The sequence below is a fragment of the Chryseobacterium sp. X308 genome (assembly GCF_020733145.1).
In the GTDB taxonomy this organism is placed as follows: Bacteria; Bacteroidota; Bacteroidia; order Flavobacteriales; family Weeksellaceae; genus Chryseobacterium; species Chryseobacterium cupriresistens.
This window is the reverse complement of sequence record NZ_JAJFZH010000028.1, coordinates 1-17,948: the sequence shown is the minus strand read 5'-3', so window position 1 is coordinate 17,948 and position 17,948 is coordinate 1. Positions and strand designations below refer to the sequence as shown.

The window sequence follows — 17,948 nt, the reverse complement described above, 5'->3', positions numbered from 1 at the left end:
AATGGTTTAATAATTATTTCCTAAGATTATGAAAGATATAGATATCAAAAAGGTTTTTAACATATTAGCGGTTGACAATGATTTGTTAATTAGCAAAAAAGGAGATGTCGGCTTAGTGTATAAAGTGATGCTCCCTCAGATATATTCGCTTGACAGCGATCAGATTGAGCAGATCAGTGTTATTTTTGACAAAGTAATCAGATCTTTACCCGCCGGAACCATCCTGCAGAAACAGGATTTCTTTTTTGTAGACTCTATCAGAGAGCAGGTATCGGACAGCCCTAATTTTTTATCATCAAGTGATAACAGGTTTTTCCATGAAAAGCCGACCATGAGCCACGAGTGTTATCTCACTATAATAAAGGACTCTAAAAGTAAAGTAAGCATACTTAATAATTCCAGCCAGTATAATAAATATTTAGATGGAATAGATGATTTTATCAAGGCTGTGGAATCGAGTCTTTCATTTTTAACAAAGGAAGGTTTTTTCGCCGTAGAAAGGTTGAATAATAATCAGATTATTTCGCTGTTAGGAAAATATTTGTCTCTTTCAAAAGAAGGGGAAACCAATCTGAGAGATATGTTTTTTGATAAGAACTTACAGGTAGGAAATAAGTTTGCAGAATTGTATACGATATCTTCCAATAATCAGCTTCCTATTACCATTAACAGTACCATCAAAAGCATTGAATATTCCACACCCAAAACTGATTTCAGAATTCCTTTTATACAGCCGGTATCTACAGGGCTGGATGTAAACCATATCTACAACCAGGTGATTTTTATTGAAGATTCGGAAAAAGTTTTTTCTTCCCTGAAAACCAAAATGAATCAGTTTAAAAGTATGGCGATTCTTTCAAGAGAAAATCAGGTTACTTATTCTCAGGTGGAAGATCTTGTAGAAGATGTATTGGAAAGAGAGCTGACGTTTGTTTACCAGCATTTCAGTGTAATCGTCTGGAATGTTTCGCAAAAGAAACTGGAACATGATGTCAACTTACTGGAAAATGCTTTCAGAGATCTGGGAATTACTCCTTATCAGGTAAAGTATGCGCTCAATGAATTATATATGAACAATTGCCCCGGCGCGTCCGCTTATATTTCAGAGAATCATAAATTCATCGGGATATCCGAGCAAACCTCTTCATTACTGAATTTTGAATCCTATTACGAGAGCAATAAAGATGGAATTCTTTTCTGTGACCGTAAAAACGAATCTCCTTTAAGGCTTGACCTATGGGACGAACCTGTTAAAAAGGGAATTATCGTGAACCGAAACAGATTGATTTTCGGACCTTCCGGAACCGGGAAATCCTTTTTAATTAATCATATTGCGAGCCAGTATTATGAGCAGGGTCACCATATCGTCATGATCGATATCGGAAACTCCTATAAAAAGTTATGTGAACTGGTGGAAGGTGTTTACTTTACGTATGACTTAGACTCACCTTTACAGTTTAATCCTTTCTATTATTATGATGAAGATGAAATTAATATAGATAAGAAAACCTTTCTGCTTTCATTAATCTTTTTCTTATGGAAAGGAGAAGAGGGAGCTTCAAGAGAAGAAAAACAGATATTATCCACCTATCTGGATCTTTATTACGAGCATGTCGTTAAAAATGATGTTTTTCCTAGTATGTCTACTTTCTATGAGTTTATCTCAGAAAACTCGGCTGTAGAAGAAGAGTCAAGTTATTTTGACAAGGTCAGCTTTAAACTCTCACTTAGAGATTTTTACGACGGACATTATAAAGATATACTCAATGCAGCAGAACCTGCCAATCTGATTAACGAGCGTTTTATTGTATTCGAAATGGACAATATCAAAGATCACCCGACATTGTTTCCTCTGGTTACCATGTTGTGTATTAATCTGGTGATGACCAAGATCCAGAAGATTCCGGGAGTAAAGAAATCAATATTTATAGACGAGTGCTGGAAGCCTATTTCCAAAGGCGAGATGGCAGAGTTTATCAAGTATTTGTACAAGACCGTTCGTAAGTTTTATGGAGAAGTAGCCATTGCCACCCAGGATCTGGAAGATATCCTGGATACCGCTGCCGGACCAGCGATGGTGAATAATACAGATACCCTGATTATGCTTTCCCATAAAAAGAAAATGGCATCTAAAGATAAGTTTTCCAAATATTTGTCACTCAGCGAATCCGATCTTCAAAAGCTTTATTCTACAGACAAAGGAGAGGTGTACGTTAAAGTAGGAAGTATGTCTAATGTATATAAAGTAAAAGTATCTCCTGAAAGATATGCCTGTTATTCTTCCAATGCCGATGAAAACAAAGTAATCCGCGGAATATACGAAGCCAAAGGAAACATGTCGGTGGCAATTAATGATTTTATTGATTTAAATTCTCAAAAGAAATGAAAAAACACATTATATTATTTATTCTATTTTTTATATGTTCTCAGGTCTCTTTTGCCCAGGAAATACTGGAACCTTTATCTCAGCGTCAGGCCATTGACGTTTCAGATGTGAAAACCACACACATTATTTTTGATGAAAAAATAAAATATGTGGATGTGGGATCAACTTATTTCGTTGCAGATACCATTGGGAATATGCTTAAATTAAAGCATACGGGGGAAGAGTTGGAGGATGTAAAGAGCCAGCAGGCGAACCTTACTGTAATTAATGGCAAAGGAAGCTATTATTCTATTGATATGGGGTATAACAGAAATCCGGATATCACCACATATAAAGCGATTGAAACCATTACTACGATAGATTATTTTGCAAAAGAAAGCATTTACAAAATTGAAAAGGAAGAAAGGACAGCACAGGACCTTCAGGAATTGTGTATGCTATCTGAAAGTGCACCTTCTACCGTAAAGATTAAAGATACTCAAGATGGATTGAACCTGACTTTAAACGGAATCTATTACAGGAACTTTCAGAATAAAATTGTCTTACGCGTAGAAATTTATAATACGTCTAAAATCACCTTGGATATAGACCAGATCCTTTTCAGATCAAAACTTAAGAAAAATAATGCTGCCAAAAAAGATTATGTCTATCAGGAAAGAATCCTGACACCGGTAAAAACCTGTGGCGAGCAGCGAAATATTAAACTGGGCGAAACAAGAGTTCTTACCTTCATCTTTGACAAATTCACATTGAATGAAGATGAGATATTGAGTCTTGAGGTAGGGGAGCATGCCGGAGGCAGAAGCGTCAATATCCGTATTCCCAGAAAGAAACTTTTATTTCCCGAATATATATAAAGATATTTAACGTATTCAGTTATGAAATACCTGATTTTCCTATTGCTGTTTTTTTCACTGCAGTATAAGGGACAGATACCCTACATTGATCCCATTGGCTTAGTGGAAAGGTATTTAGAGAACAATGCCACTGATGACTATGAAAAAGCCACAAAAAAAAGCCTGGATGAGCTGGGTCAGATTGCGGCGATCAATGAAGTTGAAAATGCGGCGAGGACTACCATTTCTAAAAAAGACCTTATCAACTTTGCCAGGTACTCCAACGTCTGCAACCCTTATTATAATCCCATTAAGAAAAGCAAGTGCAGAAAGAAACTGGCTTATATTAAAGCTGCGAACAGCATATTGGAAGAGGCTTTTATAGCAGGGGTAGGGATAAACATTAACCGCGGGAACAGAGAAAAGCTGGATGCAGGATTTATGAATACGTTAAATTTTCTGATTCAGGAACTGGAAGAAATGAAATATGAGGCAGAACAAAGTAATCTATTCTACAAATTAGGCCTTATACCTAAGTAACTTCGATATTTTCATCTATAATAAGTTTTAATAATACAGTATTATGAGAGCATTAACCATCTTGTGTTTTTTTACATTTCAGCTATTTTCAGCTCAGTTTGTACATGTTGCCATTCATTTGAATAATACGGATTCAGATACAAGGAAAAAGCTTACAGAAATTGCTGGACATACCGCTGCAAGAGCTATACAGCTAAAGCTGCAAAATAATTACCTGGAAGAAATGATTAAGAATGATGAAGAATTTTTAGAGAGGAATTATAAAAAGTCAGCTCAATTTGATAAACAAAATAGTACGATTAAGTCTGTAAAGACAGGGATTTTAGGGATAGGGCCTGTACTATTGAATCAGTTTAAAACACTTCCTTATATAACCAGAGTTAAGAAGGATTATTTACAATCTTTAGCGTTAAATAAAGCGGCGCTTCTTTCCATCCAGAATGTGGATGCCTCAAAAATAAAGGCAGCCGAAAGACAGGAAATTTACAGAATCCGGGATCAGCTGGTAAGGGTATATTCTAAAAATGACAAGGAAGTGATTGGGGTAATGACTTTGCCTGCTTTAGCACTTCTGGTACAAAGCCATCCGGAGCTTATTAAACTGATCAAGAATCTTGAAATTATATTTTAGTTTTTTACTTACCTATAAATGTATTCCTATATGTACAGGTTTTTGATAGCACTGTTAGTATTTACCTCAATAAAAGCGTATTCTCAACCTTATGCTAATAACCCTTTTGGTCCAATTTCAGACGTCCCGTCGAATATTGGCTCAGGTGGGATTATTGTAGAAAAATATTTATTGAAGAGCAGAGAAGAAACGACAGAGAAAAGGACTCAGGATTTTTTAAAAGAGTATAGAAAGAGGCTTATTTATTACCCTGGATCTCTTCTTTGGCTGTCTACGGTAAATAATATTATCAATAATGTCCAGGACAGATCCCGAAAACTCAGGCAGGATAATGAGCAGCTTTCTTTCCTGTATTATTCAAAAAAGAAAGAGAACAGGGTGTATCTGCAATCGGCAGACAGACAGATTGAAAATATGTCTTCCCATTTCTTAAATGGTGAAAAAGCGGTCATTCTGGGAGAAAAATTTAATCTGTATGAAGATCTGAGAACCTCACTTTCTGCCATTAACCGGAAACTGGATAGGGTAGAAGATAATATCAAAGGAAGTACCCTCAAGAGGAAATTAATGCAGCAGTCTGCTAAATAGTTAATCTAAAATTTTTAAAGTCATGAATAAATTATATATCAAATCATTGGGTATTAAGACATTTTTCGTCGGACTGCTATTATTTTCTGTAATCTTCAAAGCTCAGGCTGTAATTAATTTCACATGGAGTTGGTCAGCTAATGATCTTCTGTCAAAGGAGTACTACAAGGATATGGCCTCAGCGCATAGAAAACTAAATGGATATGCCTTAACAAAAACAGGTATTATGAAAAGAACAAAAGATATTTATATAGAACCTAATCAGGAGCTTACCCGTATCTCATCAGGTTTAACTTCAAAGAAAAGCGATATACTGAACTTTGTATCCGGAACGAGCTATGATTATATAAAGGATAAATATCCGATAGTGGCTGTTTCCCCGCTTTCAAGCGGTAAACTCTCCAATGTTTTGGTAAGAAGAAGATTCAAAACAAAATTTGATGCTGAGAAAGAAAACATCACCAATTATCTGGATGCTGCGAATTATATTCCTGAAGGAGAAAGGCTGCGCCTTATTCAGCAGGCATTAGATAAAGTAATAAGAGTAACACTGGAAGATGAAACCTATTAAATCAATATCCGTATTGCTGCTGCTTTTTAGCTTTAGCTTTTTTTATGCACAGACCTGGTCTTTTGATATTAATGATTATACCGTTGCAGGAAGCAAGGCTTTAATTATTGCAGGATTAGGAGGTGAAATTTATCTGAAAGACGAACAAAATAAGTTATTTGAAAAACTTATAAAGCTGGAAAAGGAGATTGATGATAAAAAGAGTATTAAAAGTGTAAATAGCCTTTTACTTGCTTCTACTTCTATTATTATGATTGAAGATACCAAAAAGGATATCAGAAATATCAGAGATATTATTAATATCATAAAATACAATCCGTTATTTATTAAACATTCACTGGGAAAGAAATCCGAGGATCTGGCCATTGAAAACAGATATTTGGAAGAAGCCCAGTCTGACTATTACAGATATTTAGCGTCAGGAATTCTTTCCGGTGGGCTGGGGCAGGTTTATACTGTTTTTGGAAAGCTTTTAACAAGGATTTTGAAAATCAGGGCCACCGTATTGTCCATAAAGAAAGATCTGCAATCTCTATCGGTAATCAATAAAGTCTTAATTAAATAATGTATCGCAAGATGAGCGAAATGCAAAAATCAATCACGACTAAAAATATAAAGTAAATGACAGTAAATGAAGTTCTAAATCAATACAGGACAATTCTTCAAACTAACTTTGACAAATTTATTACTGAGTCGAGACCTTATGTTCTTCTCATAGCCGTTACATTTACCTTTGTTTATGTTGGGTATAAAGTAATGAAAGCCATGTCGGATCCGGATGAAAAGATTGGACGGGAAGCACTTTTAAGACCCATTCTTACTCTTATGGCGATCACATTATACATTCCTCTGGTCAAATTATTGTTATTTGATACCGTAGATATTTTATCAGATATTGTAAAACACGGGGCTTATAAAGTAACAGGGCGTAGTCCTGCTGAGTTTGAAAACCTCTTTCAAAAGGGGATATCACATGTGCAGTCAAAAGGAGCAGATGGGAATGGGGTATATGATATACTGCAGGTCAATCCTTTTTTAGAATTTTTCCATATCCTTGTTTATCTTGTTGCTTCTTGTGTTGGAGCCTATATATTATTGAGACAATTACTGATGATATTTGTGTATTATGTTTTGGGAATCTTTGTTTTACCTTTTTCACTTATTGTATCTAATGAAAGAATTCTGAAGACATGGTTCTTTGGTTTCCTTTCTATCCTGCTGTGGGAGCCCATATTAACGATTTTGAAAGTGATGATTGTTCTTTTACCTATTGGAAGTACAGAATGGACTAATGTTCTCCTTTCTGTTGCTCTTCAGCTTGTAATGATATTTATGATATTAAAAGTTCCGCAATTCGCGAATCTTCTGGTAGATCCTGAATCTGGCAATAAATTTAGTAATAGGGCAGGTTCTGTTCTGAGAGGCTTGCCTGGAAAAGCTTTTAATGCTTTAAAATCAAAATAAGTCTGAATGATATGTATTTAGCTTTAATGAAGAGGTCAATGTACTCCCATTCTATACAATTCAAAAAACACCACTAAGATGACAGATAACACTTTTAACAATAATTCCAGCGAAATAATATATTCACTGATCCAAACAAGGCTTTCAAAAAAACAGATGGATTGGATGAAAACGGTGATGCTATTTGAAAATGAGACTCTTTTCTTTCAGAACTTCAGACGGATTTCCCAAGTAATTCCATCCGTTTCACCAGAATGGAGCTCATCGGAAAAAATTAACCTTGAGCAGCTTTATTCGGGCCTTACCTCCGGCCGGTGGAACCTTCAGCAATTCTGCCAATGTTTATTGATGGTTTGTGTTCCTGAAGATCAGAATGTAGCTATTGTAAAAAAGCTTATGCAGTCAGCAGATATCAGTGAACTGATTGGTTTATACAAAGGAATTTTCTTTCTTGAAAATGCGTATGAGTTTGTACCACTCGTTGAAGAGGGCATCAGGACCAATATTCCTTCTGTTTTTGATTCTATAGCTCTTTTCAATCCTTTTGCCGCCAGATACCTGCCTCAGCAATCCTGGAATCAGTTGGTTCTTAAAGCATTGTTGTTGGAACGCCCGCTTTATCAGATTACCAACCTGGATCTGCGTAAAAATGAAATGCTGGCTTTCATGGCCACTGAATATATCCACGAAAGATGGTCTGCAGGAAAAACAGTATCTCCGGAGATCTGGCGGTTGATGGAAGGATTTGTCAATAGAGAGATTACCGCAGATCTGCTGAAGGTAATTGAATCCGGTGATCCACTGTCAAAACACGCAGCCATCATTGTACTCAGAGAAAGTGCTTCCAACACGTGCAATAATATATTAAGACCTATAAATACCACTTTATGGAACTATATCGGAGAACAATATTACTTCCGGAATAAAGAAGTATAAAGATACCGATTAATAAAATTCTTATCTGTTTTTCACAAGGTTTAAGCAGTAAAATTCCGGAAAAATTTGAGTGGTCAAAGCTCAAATTTTTCCGGAATAACTTTTTCAATGATACGGTTTGTAAGATATTGTCTTTAAATTTTCATTTTCTGCGAGGTTTGATAAGATAAATTATTACAGACATTATAATGTATTTCGTCTCATTCCCATATTTTTACTGATACTTTGCGTTTCCTGCTGTACTTTGGGTTTTGAAGCTTGAGCATGTTGTTTGATATCAGGATTAAGTCTGTTTAATGGCTTAGTGAACATTGCTAACCTGGATTCATTGGTATGGGTTGCAGATTTTCTGCTATGATCAGTCCCTGCATTCTTTGTTCTGGAATCAAAAGGTAATTTGGGATCATTATCCGTTGCATTTTTTATAACATTTCCAGTAATATTTTCCGCTTTTCTTCTTGAGTTTCCTGTTAATGTTTCAATATTCTGTTTTGAATCATCCTCAATACCATTCTTTTTATCCTGTTGTTTAATCTCCTCTTTATCTTTTGATAATTTTTCTTCCATTAACTCGCGGACAATTTCACGAAGTATTTCAACCTTTGCATCAGTATTTTCTTCAGAATAAGTGTTTTTCGCTTTTGTTTTATCATAGCTGTTACTTACTTTTGCGCCTACAGCGATGGCGCCGGCTATTGCAGAAATGGCCATGACAGCTATTCCTAATGGTGGAAAAAGTAATCCAAGTGCAAACCCCGCGGCGAGTCCAATTGCAGTAGTTTTTAAGGTTTTCTTAATGAAAGAAGCGTTTTCGGAGACAGAATTGAGGAGACCCCTTCGTTTCCGGGACTCTTCTGTTAGTGGGATATCCTTTTTTTTGTTTTCATTTTTTAAATCAGTATTCTCATTCAAATGTTTCTGTTGGGCATGAGCATGGGTTTCTTTTTCCAGACGTTTGTGTAATTCTTCGGCTTCTGTTTGAGGCATGTTATATATATTAAAGTTGTAAAAAACTGATTGTTGTTTTTATTGAATAACTGTAAAAGTTTACAACGTATTCATGACATGTAAGACCTAAATCCTAAGTATACTTGTACTATAATAGCGTTGTAAACTTTACCTAACAGTTAATTAATATCTCAGATCGCTTCCGTTTTTACTTTAAAGGCTGGTATGATGCGTCTTAGTATTAGGCTTTTCTTGTTTTATTTCTTTTTGCTGCTGCTGTTTTAGCGTTTCAGAAGCGAGAACCGCCTTTGGATCTGCCTTCACAGTAGGAGTGGTATAAGCTGATATATCTTTTGATCGGCTAAGTGGAATATTGACCTTTTTTTCAAAAATTTCAGCCTCAACGAGTGCATCCTGTGCATTCTTTATAAAATCAGGACTTGGCAAAACAGAAAAGCCTTGATTAAGATGAGAGGCCATGGTTAAAGCAATCGCTTTATAAGCTGCCTGAGTAGGGTGGGCCCCATCCGATGTCGCTACAAATCCAAGATTATTAGCGGTAACATTATCTAATAATTTTCTAAAAGTACTGTTATCTCTATTCTGTCCCCCTTTATTGAGTCCGTCATTCAATATAGAACCAACCGTATCATATAATCCGGTGTTGGAGATGTTTAAATTATCATCCAGCTGTTTCACAAGATTTTGTGAAAATACTTTATCAAGTTCTCCCTGAAGTTTTGCAATATCCTCCTTATGCTTTTCGGGTCTGATTTGTTGGTAATATTTTGTTACAAATTCGAGCTGACTCGGATATGTTCCGGTCGCCATTAATGCATTTTTAACAGCCTTTATGCTTTCAAGCTTTTCAGCAGATTTGTGACCTTCAGCCATTTTCTTAATGATTAAATCACCAACTTCCCTGTGAAGTGTAATCTCATTATCACTTTTATGTGCTTTATCCAGAAGCGGCTGGATTTCATTAAATATTTCATTACCTCCTTTATCCTTATATATTTCTTTAAATTCTTTCAGGGTATTCGCAAGTGAAGTATCCATATTGTCCTCCGGCTTGTTGAATTGTACTTTTCTTCCGCGGTGCTGTGCTGCTTTTATGAGACGTAAATTATACAAGTTGGTTTTAAGTGCTTCATACATATCAACGACCATCGTATCATCATATTTATTGGGAAATGCTTCTTTGAGATGCTTGTTAAACTCCAAAGTAGCTTCTTGTGCCTTATCTACTGTTGCACGTAATTTAGGGGCTTTATTTGCATGGGTGTAACGCACAGCTTCTTCAGGAGCAGGATTATTAACCACCATAAAATAGGCTTTGCCACCATCCTTAGCAACACGAGTACGAATTTCATCAGTCATACCTTTGATCTGATCAACGATTGCCTTCATTTTCGAAGCGTCTTTACCGTCGGTAACAGTATCGTTCAGACCAATCCAGACAATATGTAACGTATTTTTAGCTTTAGACGTTTCATTGTCCAATTCTTTGAAATATTTTTCTTTCTGCTCAAGTACAGTGGTCAGTGCTAATTTATGTGCCAGCTTATCCCTTTCATTGACTACTGCACCACCTACCGCATAGTTGACGAAAGATAATTTGTTATCTGGACTTCCATGAGCTGACTCTTTCAGAGACATATGCTTCGCCGTTAAGGCATCAGCTTGTTTCTTATCCTTACCATCTATCAAACTCTCACCATCAGACCATTCCCACATGTAGTCAGCCCAGTTTTTTGTGTCGCTGAAGCGTCCCACCGCATTCACACGCATCGCACCGGCAGCCCTTGCTACCATGCCCATAATGGTATTCTTTTTAATACCGAAATCAGACATACTGTCTCCTAAAATTACTATTCGATCTATCATAATTAAAAAATTAAATTACCGGATAGGTATTTCTATCCTATGTGTTTCTGTATACACAAATTTATTTTTTTGAGGGAACAGGCCCATATATTTTCTGTCCATTTAAACCTACGTCTTTGTAGTTATAAATTAAAGAAAATGACAAAGTTAATAGGGTGGTGAGGCAACAAAATTGTATCTGTTTACATCAACTCAAAAATAAAATAATGGTTAAGAAATCGTGTAAGGAGACCGGAAAAGTCACGTCTGGAAAAATCCAAACCTCATGAGTAAGGATAAAAAAGAAAGATGGGCAAAACGCCCATCTTTCATTGTACACTTAAATACTAATAATACACTATATCCTTTAAAAACTTTCCTGGCTTACTCTGACTTCAATACCATAAGGCTTAAATGATGAAATTTAGTATTATGAATAATGCAATAGTATTAAAAATCGGAAATTGACCATGTGGATATATTTTTTATACTTAAAGAAGTCCTTCTAACTTTTATTTACTTTGAGTATTACTAGTAAAGTATACATAAACAATTTAATGTTTGACAAAACTATTGAAATAGCTTAGGAATAAGAAATATAAGTTGTAGATATTAAACCACATCAATGCAGTTATAAATAGCCCTACAAGTAGTTTTTGATTTTGGGTAAAATAAAAAAGATGGGCTTATTGAGCCCATCTTAATCCTGTATCATCGTAAAAATACAGGCAGCTAAATAGAATGAATGCCTATTTGAAACCTTACATTCAGGTTATAGATTAGTATATTTTTATCATTTTGTCTCACGCTCATAAAGGTTCATTTCCTGAAGCAAAGCTATACAATAATTTCGCTTAAAAAGTGATGAGAGATGTAGTTATTTAATGACATGTTTGACGGTTTTTATTGTGGTTTTTAATGATTTAAGGTTGTTAAAAGTCCTACATCATGTTTAAAACAAATACAATGATTTGGTTATTTTTTATAGGCCTGATTTCTGTCTCCCAACCGGACAAGATCAACGGTGTTTTTTATATTCAGTTTCTTGTAAATTCTTGCCTTATACGTGCTCACCGTAGAAAGATGAAGATTGAGTTCGTTGGATATTTCAATATTCCCATACCCTTTCACCAACAGGTCAAATATTTCCTTTTCCCTTTCTGATAATATTTCAAGGGGGTTGATGGGAGTGTCCTTTTTGGCAGATGAAACGAGTTTTTTTACAATTTCCGGGGAATAATAAGTTCCGGTTTCAAAAATTTGCTGAACAGCTTCCAGGATATTATTTTCATCCGATAATTTATTAATATACCCATCAGCACCTTCAATGACATATTGTACGGCAATATCATGGTCATATACTGAAAAAACCAGGATTTTAAGATTGGGCTGTATTTCTTTTATTTCACCAATCATACTCAAATACTTGCTTTCCGGCATATTGATATCCAGAATTAACATGTCGAATTGTTCAGCGTATAACTTATCCGAGAGCTCCGTGTAGGATTCAGCATATGAAATTTTTACGTCTTTGTAGTGGGATTCCAAAATCAGAGTAGTGCCTAATCTTACTACGAAGTGATCGTCGGCAATAATAATTTTTCTAGTCATATTTCTTTTTAATTTTAATGGAAACAACAGTTCCTTTTGGAACATTGTTTTTGAACTCAATTTTACCATTGATCATCATGAGCAGCTGAAGAATAAGATGTAATCCTAAACTGTATTTTTGTAAAACCAGCTTTTCATTTTCAATATTATCCTGAAGCTTTTCATAATAGTTCATCTGTTCGCTGCTCATTCCTTTACCTGTATCTTTCACCTGCAGGAAAAAGGTCCTGCTATCTTCAGTGGTAGAAAGTTGTATGACTCCATTGGTGGTATTTTTAATGGCATTGTCTATGAGGTTATGAATAATAACAGCAATCACATTCTGATTGTTTTTCGAATAAGTCGGATTTTTAATATTGTTGATAATAAGAGTATTTTGTTCTTTGGCCGCACCTTCAAATAGAGCTTTTTTAGCTTCCACAACTTCGTAGACGTTATACTGCTCATTTTTTTCACAGACGTTATAAATCTCCGCATATTCCTTCAGGGTTTTCACGAAATTGTAAAACTCTACAGAAGATTTGTAGAAACTTTCAAAATGTTTCTTTTGTATGTAATGGTCATGCTCATCTGTCTCGTACAGCTTTTGGGCTGTAATGGATAAAAACTTTATCGGCGTAATGATGTCATGACTTATTGTTTCCAATAGTTTTTTCTGCTGTATACTCTCTTTTCGGAGCTGCTCCTTGGTATATTCAAGTTTTGAAACTGTTTGTGATAGTTTTCGGGTTCTGATGGTAATAATTTCTTCAAGTTCTCTTTTTTTCTGTTCCTGCCTTTTTATCCTTATTTTGATAAGAGTAAATACAATAAGGGCTACTACCAAAACAACAAGGAATTTAAAAATAAGAGTCTGATAAAACAGGTGTTTTACAGTAATATTAATGGTTTTATAGATATATTTCCCTTTTGGAGAAGTCAATACCCTTACCATAAGCTGATATTGACCCGGCTCCAGGTTTGCGATATAATATTTGCCATCACTGCCAACCCTTTCCCATTTTTCGTTCTTACAACCGTTCAGCTTTCCTTCGATAACGAGATTAGCCCTGTTGGCATAATAGGGCACATCTACTAAAATAACCGCTTTATAAAAATTGTTTTCCAGATTAATATTCTGTCCGTTTATGCTGCTTTTGGAATCATAAAATATAACCCTTTCCAAAAAGAAGTTGTTAGGGTAATAACTTCTTATTTTTTCAGGATCAAAAAATACAAGGCCTTTGATGGAAGGAAATACAAAATTTCCATTGGGAAGAGCTGCAGCGCCTGGAGAGCATCCTCCATTGAATTCATTGGTATTAAAGCCGTCTTCTTTGCTGTACCGGTAATAGCTGGGCAACGTTTTTTTATCTTTAGAATACTGCAGAAGGCTGCTTTTCAGAACCTTAAACAAGCCATTGTTGGTGCTGATCCAGAGAAAACCATTTTTGTCTTCCAGAATGGTGTGCGAAAACAAAAGATATCCGTTTTTATCTTCAGGCATTTTGATGAGCTGGCCTTTTTTATATAGAAAGAAGCCATTTCCCTGAGTCATGATCCAAAGATTTCCATCCTTTGTTTTAGTAATTTCCCTTACATGTAATGACCTGGTAGAAATTTTTTTAGGAATAAAAGAGGGACCTTCAATCGAATACAAAGCATCTCTGGTTCCTACCAGCCATTGATCATTACCCAGCTCTTGAACCGATGTAACGATATTGGGAATTGAAAACTGCAAAAAAGGATTTTTAAAGCAGGAATCCTTATAAAAGGAAAGAGTAGATTTTAAAATAGGCTTGTGAACCGTTACAATACAATAATTTCTCAGTTTCCAGACCCGGGAGAGCTCGTTTTTAAAATCAAGATTTTCTTTTTTAGAATAATCAGACTGTTTAAAAAAGCGTACCAAGCCTGTTTTGCGCTGGACAAGAATATTCTGTTCAGTATCATACAGTAAAAAAAAATGATTCGTTGTGTTAAAATGATACCTTTTTACCAGCCCGGTTTCGTTGTATACATCACCTAAAGAATTTATTACCTTATCCTTTCCAAAAGGAAGTATTGAATAAAAAATATTTTCATAAGATTTATCTGATTTGTTGGAAACATGAAAATTGTTGAATTTTATGACATTCAATCCGTCAGATAATGTACCAAGGTACAGCTTATTGTTTACTTCGTCATGAAAAATGGAAGATAGGGAATTTTTATTAAGGTCATAATCAGTTAATTTTTTTAAACTAAAGCTATTGCACTCATAGTGTATTCTGTACAATGTATGATTCTGGATAATAAAAGATTGATTGTTGATCTGGCTCCAGTAAACCTTTGTATCATTCTTAAAAAATACTTCAGGTGCATCAAGGTAAGTAATCCGGGTTCCAGAAACTTTGATTATTTTTTTTAAAGATCTGCAAATGATAAAAATAGTCTTGTCAAAACAAAATGTATCTGAGATATAGCTTTTACGCAGATTTTTCAGCGTTGTAATTTTGTTATTTCTATACTGTATTGTTCCGTCATGCAACAAATGATAATAGTTGTTCTTACCGAAATAAATAAAGAAATCTTCGTCTTCAAATTTATCTTCTATTGTATTCTTGGTAAAAATAAGGTTCGATCTGCTTTCACGTAATACTCTTTGAAGGCAGCCCAGCTGGTGGCTCAGGATACTCACATTTCTTTTAGATATTAACGCGATATTCTCATCAAAAGCTGTTGTAATATAAATTGTATCTTTCTTTGCGTTTCCAAAAAAAGAAGTGAATCTGTTATTTTTAAAATTAAGATGATTGTAGGTAACAAAATTATTTCCGTCATAACGTACCAATCCATTTTCTGTGCTGATCCAGATAAATCCATACTTATCCCTGGTAATATCCTTTACACTATTCTGAGGAAGTCCTTTATCTGTATCGTACCATACCGAAGCTGGATGCTGGCTGTAATACAGCTGTATATTAATGAAAAACAGGACTATAAGTTGTTTATAAAACATTTTTAATACTTGTCATTATAAAGTATTCATGGTATAGAATTATAAAATCAGCAATTTTAAAAGCGGGTAGAAATGTTGAGGGTCATTTTAAAACCAGATGCTTTTACATTTAAAATGATCATTACATCAATTTCTAAGGCTTTCAGAGTAAGCTGCAGATATTATCAAATACTTGGTAAACTTTGTATTCTTTAATGTTCTGCACCTTATCTGTTTTGATATTCTGTTGAATAGTTTTTGATATTCTGGTAAAATAAAATCAATAAATATCAGAAGAATAGTTAGCTGATTTTTATATTTAAAGGGAAGATTCCTTTAAAAATTTGATAGTAACTCTCTATTATTTTTGTCAATATAATATTAATTACATAGCTTTTGCAAAAGTACATAAATGTTCTCTATAAGAGTTTTTTAAACCTGTAGTTATAAAACTACATATAATGCAATTTTAATTGTCAGTCTTTAATAGATGTTTTAAATTTTCATTTCTATTTTCTATAAAATACTAAATGTGATCTATTGATAACAGAATTTTTTACAGAAAGAGAATTTCTAAATATTGTAACCATTACAGAGGTTTGTAATTTTTAAACTACACAAACAAGATATAATACTACACAAGTGACGATTTGTTTTTACATAAAGTAATTCAGATTTTTAGATCTCATATATTAAATTTGTGTCATCATTAAAATAAATTGGTTCAATTTTAAGATAAAAGAATTGTGCAGTAAGTGCTGATAAAAAATACAAATGGAATAATAATAAAATATATTTAAACTTCAGAAAGTAGAAAAAAAAAGCCGTAGAACAATACATTTAGCTCCAGGTTATAAAGCCTCTGCAAAAAAAATCATTCTTTTTGTTCGTACTTAAGCAAAAAAGCCCTTTTTCTATTCTATCTTTTAAGCAAAGAGATATTTCTTTTTTATACTGATAGCGCACAAGTTGATATAAGAATCACATGTGCCGGCATATCTCGTATGATGCGCTTCAGAAAAAATTTAAAACACTAATATAAAAACAATGAAAAAAAATGTAACAACTTTATTAACAGTAGTCCTGTTGGTAACTTCTGCTGGTGTTTTTGCACAGACGGCAGGTGTAGGTATTAATACTTCAACTCCTAACTCCACATTGGATGTTAATGGAAAACTGGGCGCTGCTGATCCTGACGGACTTCAGGCACCACGACTTACGCGGGCACAGCTTTCTGCTAAAGGAGATGCTCTTTATGGAGCAGACCAAAAAGGAGCATTGATATTTATTACAGATATCTCAACGGGTGATAATAGCGGGCCAAGAGTGAATATTGATGGGATCGGGTATTATTATTTTGATGGTACGGTATGGCGAAAACTGATCTATAACAATATTTATAATGCAGATGGTACTCTTACCAATAATAGAACTATTACCCAAAATGGAAAGGATCTGAAATTTGTGAATCAACAAACGACAACCATTAATAATAGTGTAGGCCTTGGTATTATCCAGGATTCCGGATCTGGTACAAGAGCAACAATATCCTTAACGAATGGAGGAGATCCAAGTATGCATATTTTTACAGATACCAACTCAGCAGCACAAATCAAGGCTGCAGGAAACAGTACCAATTTATCAATAGGAACAGGTTATACTTCAGTGCCCAGTGGTATTTTATTTATTACAACACCTGTCGGCGGAGATCCTGGTAGTGAACAACTCCGTATTGCACCGGATGGAAATTCTTTTTTTGCCGCAAATGTTGGTATCGGATATGCCAGTACAACGTTTGCCCCGGGTGAGAAATTAAAAGTAAGCGGAAGTATTACGACAGCAACCGCCAACTACCCTGATTATGTATTTGATAAGTATTTTAACGGGTTCTCAAATATGAATTCAAATTATAAATTCTCAACTATTTATGATACAGAAAAGTTTATTCAGGCTAATAAGCATTTACCTGGGGTAACTTCCATTAAAGAGTTAGAGAAAACAAAAGATGGATATTCTTTTGATATTACCCGATTATCGACCCAAACGCTGGAAAAAGTAGAAGAATTGTATTTATATGTCATAGAACAGCAAAAACAAATTGACACCCAAAGAGAACAAATTAATGAACTACTTACCTTAACTCAAAAATTACAAAAGAAAAGTAAATCCAAGAAATAGTAATGCAATTGTCTTAATATTTTACTATTCTGAAAGAATATAAAAAAAATGCTAGCCCTGTATTGGGTAAGTTATTAAAATACAATTATTAAAAAAACGGAATAAACATTCCGTTTTTTTTTATCTGCTCAATATATCCTTCAGCTGATCTTTCTTTGGGATCATTACCTATCGGGAGCTTATTTAGGTTTGTGGGTCTGGTTTTTATCTCCTAACCGTACCAGATCAACAGTGTTTTTAATGTTGAGTTTTTTATAAACTCTTGCTTTATAAGTACTCACGGTAGAAAGGTGAAGATTGAGTTCGTTGGATATTTCAATATTCCCATACCCTTTCACCAACAGGTCAAATATTTCCTTTTCCCTTTCTGATAATATTTCAAGGGGGTTGATGGGAGTGTCCTTTTTGGCAGATGAAACGAGTTTTTTTACAAT

Annotated in this window: 15 protein-coding genes; 10 read left to right on the top strand and 5 right to left on the bottom strand. The window is 34.6% G+C overall.

Annotated features, from left to right (window positions below; genetic code table 11):
• The first annotated feature begins 28 nt into the window (after nt 1-28).
• From LIV57_RS20640 to LIV57_RS20600, 9 genes are all read left to right on the top strand, one after another.
• Complete coding sequence (locus LIV57_RS20640; RefSeq protein ID WP_227944106.1) at nt 29-2,386, top strand: TraG family conjugative transposon ATPase; 2,358 nt, start codon at nt 29-31, stop codon at nt 2,384-2,386.
• Nucleotides 2,383-3,243, top strand: a complete 861-nt coding sequence (locus tag LIV57_RS20635; protein ID WP_227944105.1) for a DUF4138 domain-containing protein — start codon at nt 2,383-2,385, stop codon at nt 3,241-3,243. The genes LIV57_RS20640 and LIV57_RS20635 overlap by 4 nt, the downstream gene beginning before the upstream one ends.
• Nucleotides 3,244-3,264: 21 nt before the next feature.
• On the top strand, nt 3,265-3,762 hold the full coding sequence (locus LIV57_RS20630) for a hypothetical protein (protein ID WP_227944104.1): 498 nt from the start codon (nt 3,265-3,267) through the stop codon (nt 3,760-3,762).
• Nucleotides 3,763-3,805: 43 nt separating this feature from the next.
• Nucleotides 3,806-4,393 (top strand): hypothetical protein, encoded by a 588-nt coding sequence (locus LIV57_RS20625; RefSeq protein ID WP_227944103.1) that lies wholly within the window; start codon nt 3,806-3,808, stop codon nt 4,391-4,393.
• 171 nt (nt 4,394-4,564) lie between these two features.
• The gene (locus LIV57_RS20620; RefSeq protein WP_227944102.1) at nt 4,565-4,981 is read left to right on the top strand and encodes a hypothetical protein; all 417 of its coding nucleotides are present in this window, start codon (nt 4,565-4,567) and stop codon (nt 4,979-4,981) included.
• Between the two features lie 22 nt (nt 4,982-5,003).
• Nucleotides 5,004-5,552: a hypothetical protein gene (locus tag LIV57_RS20615; RefSeq protein WP_227944101.1), complete on the top strand. Its 549-nt coding sequence runs from the start codon at nt 5,004-5,006 to the stop codon at nt 5,550-5,552.
• On the top strand, nt 5,539-6,117 hold the full coding sequence (locus LIV57_RS20610; protein WP_227944100.1) for a hypothetical protein: 579 nt from the start codon (nt 5,539-5,541) through the stop codon (nt 6,115-6,117). Before LIV57_RS20615 ends, LIV57_RS20610 begins: the two co-directional genes overlap by 14 nt.
• Nucleotides 6,118-6,173: 56 nt before the next feature.
• Nucleotides 6,174-7,016 (top strand): hypothetical protein, encoded by an 843-nt coding sequence (locus tag LIV57_RS20605; protein WP_227944099.1) that lies wholly within the window; start codon nt 6,174-6,176, stop codon nt 7,014-7,016.
• A 78-nt stretch (nt 7,017-7,094) separates the two neighbouring features.
• Entirely contained in the window at nt 7,095-7,952 is an 858-nt protein-coding gene (locus tag LIV57_RS20600; protein ID WP_227944098.1) for an EboA domain-containing protein, read from the top strand.
• A gap of 183 nt (nt 7,953-8,135) precedes the next feature.
• On the opposite strand, the gene LIV57_RS20595 is transcribed toward LIV57_RS20600, so the two are convergent.
• The 4 genes from LIV57_RS20595 to LIV57_RS20580 all read right to left on the bottom strand — a co-directional run bounded on the left by LIV57_RS20595 (nt 8,136) and on the right by LIV57_RS20580 (nt 15,357).
• A complete protein-coding gene (locus LIV57_RS20595) occupies nt 8,136-8,939 on the bottom strand; it encodes a hypothetical protein (protein WP_227944097.1) in 804 nt (267 codons plus the stop codon).
• Between the two features lie 174 nt (nt 8,940-9,113).
• Nucleotides 9,114-10,787, bottom strand: coding sequence for an SGNH/GDSL hydrolase family protein (locus tag LIV57_RS20590; RefSeq protein WP_227944096.1), 1,674 nt, complete (start codon nt 10,785-10,787; stop codon nt 9,114-9,116).
• Between the two features lie 954 nt (nt 10,788-11,741).
• Complete coding sequence (locus LIV57_RS20585) at nt 11,742-12,377, bottom strand: response regulator transcription factor (RefSeq protein ID WP_227944095.1); 636 nt, start codon at nt 12,375-12,377, stop codon at nt 11,742-11,744.
• The gene (locus LIV57_RS20580) at nt 12,370-15,357 is read right to left on the bottom strand and encodes a two-component regulator propeller domain-containing protein (RefSeq protein WP_227944094.1); all 2,988 of its coding nucleotides are present in this window, start codon (nt 15,355-15,357) and stop codon (nt 12,370-12,372) included. The genes LIV57_RS20585 and LIV57_RS20580 overlap by 8 nt, the downstream gene beginning before the upstream one ends.
• Nucleotides 15,358-16,383: 1,026 nt before the next feature.
• On the opposite strand from LIV57_RS20580, the gene LIV57_RS20575 reads away from it, so the two are divergent.
• Nucleotides 16,384-17,514, top strand: a complete 1,131-nt coding sequence (locus LIV57_RS20575) for a hypothetical protein (protein ID WP_227944093.1) — start codon at nt 16,384-16,386, stop codon at nt 17,512-17,514.
• A gap of 179 nt (nt 17,515-17,693) precedes the next feature.
• Here the strand turns inward: LIV57_RS20575 and LIV57_RS20570 are convergent.
• A partial coding sequence (locus LIV57_RS20570) for a response regulator transcription factor (RefSeq protein ID WP_227944092.1) occupies nt 17,694-17,948 on the bottom strand: 255 nt, incomplete at its 5' end.

Bases quoted from the DNA above. Each gene is read 5' to 3' on its own strand.
- LIV57_RS20585 (WP_227944095.1), bottom strand. From the start codon at position 12,377: ATGACTAGAAAAATTATTATTGCCGACGATCACTTCGTAGTAAGATTA.
- LIV57_RS20595 (WP_227944097.1), bottom strand. From the start codon at position 8,939: ATGCCTCAAACAGAAGCCGAAGAATTACACAAACGTCTGGAAAAAGAA.
- LIV57_RS20600 (WP_227944098.1), top strand. From the start codon at position 7,095: ATGACAGATAACACTTTTAACAATAATTCCAGCGAAATAATATATTCA.
- LIV57_RS20610 (WP_227944100.1), top strand. From the start codon at position 5,539: ATGAAACCTATTAAATCAATATCCGTATTGCTGCTGCTTTTTAGCTTT.
- LIV57_RS20580 (WP_227944094.1), bottom strand. From the start codon at position 15,357: ATGTTTTATAAACAACTTATAGTCCTGTTTTTCATTAATATACAGCTG.
- LIV57_RS20635 (WP_227944105.1), top strand. From the start codon at position 2,383: ATGAAAAAACACATTATATTATTTATTCTATTTTTTATATGTTCTCAG.
- LIV57_RS20605 (WP_227944099.1), top strand. From the start codon at position 6,174: ATGACAGTAAATGAAGTTCTAAATCAATACAGGACAATTCTTCAAACT.
- LIV57_RS20630 (WP_227944104.1), top strand. From the start codon at position 3,265: ATGAAATACCTGATTTTCCTATTGCTGTTTTTTTCACTGCAGTATAAG.
- LIV57_RS20640 (WP_227944106.1), top strand. From the start codon at position 29: ATGAAAGATATAGATATCAAAAAGGTTTTTAACATATTAGCGGTTGAC.
- LIV57_RS20615 (WP_227944101.1), top strand. From the start codon at position 5,004: ATGAATAAATTATATATCAAATCATTGGGTATTAAGACATTTTTCGTC.
- LIV57_RS20575 (WP_227944093.1), top strand. From the start codon at position 16,384: ATGAAAAAAAATGTAACAACTTTATTAACAGTAGTCCTGTTGGTAACT.
- LIV57_RS20625 (WP_227944103.1), top strand. From the start codon at position 3,806: ATGAGAGCATTAACCATCTTGTGTTTTTTTACATTTCAGCTATTTTCA.
- LIV57_RS20590 (WP_227944096.1), bottom strand. From the start codon at position 10,787: ATGATAGATCGAATAGTAATTTTAGGAGACAGTATGTCTGATTTCGGT.